This is a genomic window from Haliscomenobacter sp., assembly GCF_040403615.1.
GTDB lineage: Bacteria > Bacteroidota > Bacteroidia > Chitinophagales > Saprospiraceae > Haliscomenobacter.
This window is the reverse complement of sequence record NZ_JBBAKG010000161.1, coordinates 1-2920: the sequence shown is the minus strand read 5'-3', so window position 1 is coordinate 2920 and position 2920 is coordinate 1. Positions and strand designations below refer to the sequence as shown.

3 protein-coding genes are annotated in these 2920 nt (G+C 47.3%); all 3 read left to right on the top strand.

Annotated elements, in window-relative coordinates; translation table 11 throughout:
• A partial coding sequence (locus tag ABW391_RS27260) for a glycosyltransferase family 2 protein (RefSeq protein WP_353485072.1) occupies positions 1-1644 on the top strand: 1644 nt, incomplete at its 5' end.
• Positions 1645-1760: 116 nt separating this feature from the next.
• The gene (locus tag ABW391_RS27255; RefSeq protein WP_353485071.1) at positions 1761-2117 is read left to right on the top strand and encodes a hypothetical protein; all 357 of its coding nucleotides are present in this window, start codon (positions 1761-1763) and stop codon (positions 2115-2117) included.
• Between the two features lie 135 nt (positions 2118-2252).
• On the top strand, positions 2253-2920 hold a 668-nt coding region (locus ABW391_RS27250), incomplete at its 3' end, for a pyridoxal phosphate-dependent decarboxylase family protein (RefSeq protein ID WP_353485070.1).

Below are 2920 nucleotides of genomic sequence, written 5' to 3'. Positions count from 1 at the left end.
CTGGATTTTATGCAAAACCATCCAGGAGCTGGGGCTTTGGGCGTAAAAATGATCGATGGATCGGGTGTCTTTCTGCCGGAGTCCAAGCGTGGCTTTCCTTCTCCATTTGTGGCTTTTAGCAAAACCTTTGGGCTATCGCGGTTTTTCCCCAAATCCCGTTTTTTCAATCGCTACCATTTGGGGTATTTGCCCAAAAATCAGAACCATGAGGTGGATGTGTTGTCGGGTGCCTTCATGCTGATGCGCAAAGCGGCACTGGACAAAGTAGGTTTGCTCGATGAGCAGTTTTTTATGTACGGCGAAGACATTGATCTATCCTACCGCATCCAGTTGGGAGGCTACACCAACCATTATCTGGCCGATACGACCATCATCCATTACAAAGGCGAAAGCACCAAAAAAGGCAGCGTCAATTATGTGCGCATCTTTTATCAGGCGATGATCCTGTTTGCGCGCAAGCATTTTCGGGGCAGCAATGCCCGCAGTTTTGTGCTGATGCTGCAAGCTGCGATCTATTTCAGGGCAGCGCTTACGGTGGTGTCCAATTTTTTTCAACGCGCCTGGTGGCCCATTCTGGATGCGCTTGTCTTGTTCAGCGGCTTGTTTTTGTTGAAAAAATCCTGGGCCGTTTACCATTTTCACAATCCGGGTCATTTTGAAGAATCCTTTTTGTATTTCAATGCACCATTGTACACCGGGATTTGGTTGACGGCCCTGTTTTTCAGCGGCGCTTACGATCGGCGCACCAACCTGTGGCAAATTGTACGGGGCATCTTGTTTGGTGCAGTAGGCATTGCGGCCATTTATGGGTTTTTGAATTTGGAATACCGCAGCTCGCGGATGTTGATTGTGTTGGGTACCATTTGGGCGTTACTGGCCATCCCGGCTTTGCGGGCTTTGATCAGCAGCCTTGGTATGGGCAATTTCAGTTTGGAAGAACAGGAGGAAAAACGTCTGGCCCTCGTCGGATCTCTGGAAGAAACCCGGCGGATTGAAGCCATCTTGAGGGCTATAGGCATCCGCAAAAAGACGATTGGATTGATTGCTCCACAACAAAATAGCGCGGAATCTCATTTATACCTGGGGATCTTGACCGACTTGCCTGCTTTGGTTGAGCTGTTTCGCCTGGATGAATTGATTTTTTGCAGTCAGGATTTGTCCAATGCGGCAATCATCGAAACCATGGAAAAGCTCGGGCGGCAATTGAATTATAAAATTTTACCCGCAGGGAGCGATACCATCATCGGCAGCAGCAACAAAGACTTGAACGGCGAATGGTACCGCTTGGACGCGCAATTCAGCATCTCCCGTCCTGAAAATCGCCGAAACAAACGCCTGCTGGATATCGTGATTGCAATGGTGTTGTTGCCCAGTTTTCCCTTGAGTATCTTTTTAGGTGCACGCAAACAAAAGATTTGGGCCAATGCCTGGCCAGTATTGATTGGCCAAAAAACCTGGATAAGCTATACCCAGCCCGAACTCGACTTGCCTAAACTGAAACCCGGCGTATTGAACCCCAACGATGCGGTTTCGGAACTGGTTTTGAAAGAATCGACCCAGCACAAATTGAATCAAAATTATGCAAGAGATTACCGGGTAAGTGAAGACTTGAGGCTGTTGTGGGCTTATTGGAAGATTCAGTAATTTGAATTGGAGTGCGTAAAACTTAACATCCCCTTTATAGAAAAACATTTGCAGCAGGGTTAAAATATCTTACTTTGTTGCATCATTTATTTTATCACCCTTTTGAAAGCACAATTATGAAATCGCTTCTCTGCTCTTTCATCTTTCTTTTCTTTGTAGCAATCGGATTTGTTAGCGCTCAAAATGCTGCTGCGCCTGCGGTTCCTGTTTTGGATTCTGTTGCTGTTCAGCCAATCCTCGGGAAATACGACACTGGCGGCATGGGTAACATCGTCGTTTCCTGGGATCAGGGAAAGGTTATCGGTACGCTTGAAGGCCAAGGCAGTGCGCCTCTGGTGCCTACTGCAACTGCCGATGTATTCAACATTGAAGGTTTCGAAGGCACTGCGACGTTTATACGCGATGAAACCAAAAAAGTAATCAAAGTTAAATTGGAAGTTCAAGGCCAAACCATCGAAGGGACACGTTTGTAATTCCTGCCTGGTTTTGATTTGACCAAAAATGGGTCTTCGGTAGCATTTCGTATCGAAGTCCCATTTTTTTTGTCCGCAATTTTCAGGTTGGATAGAAGTGGCATTGCAGGTATCTTTGATGTAAAGAACGATACAATGCACAAATTACACAGCAATGAACTAGCCGAAAGGGTAGGGGAGAACCTGACTTTAGACCCTCAGGACTGGCAACAAATGCGGCAACTGGGGCACCAAATGATCGATGACGTAATGGATTACCTCGAAAACATTGCTCAGCAACCCGTTTGGAAACCCATTCCTGAAGCAGTCAAAACTTACCTTTCCAGCGATATTCCCCAAGCACCTCAAGATGTAGAGGACGTTTACCAGGAATTCAAACAATACATTTTCCCCTACGCCAAAGGAAATATTCATCCTCGTTTTTTTGCCTGGGTGCAGGGTACTGGCACGCCAATGGGGGTTTTGGCCGATTTGCTAGCGGCAACCATGAATCCGAACGTGACCATTGGGGAGCATGCTGCGATGTACGTGGATCAGCAAGTGGTGAATTGGTGCAAACAAATGCTGAATTATCCTGCTTCTGCCTCCGGCATCTTGCTCAGTGGTGGCTCAATGGCCAACATTACTGCGCTGACCGTTGCCCGCAATCACCAGTTACGATTGGACGTGCGCAAAAATGGGTTGTACCGTGCAGGCGGCCAAATGACGCTGTATTGCTCCGCAGAAACCCACAGTTGCATTCAGAAAGCCGTTGAAATTCTTGGTTTGGGCAGCGATGCTGTGCGCAAAATCTCGGTCAACGA

Bases quoted from the DNA above. Each gene is read 5' to 3' on its own strand.
- ABW391_RS27255 (WP_353485071.1), top strand. From the start codon at position 1,761: ATGAAATCGCTTCTCTGCTCTTTCATCTTTCTTTTCTTTGTAGCAATC.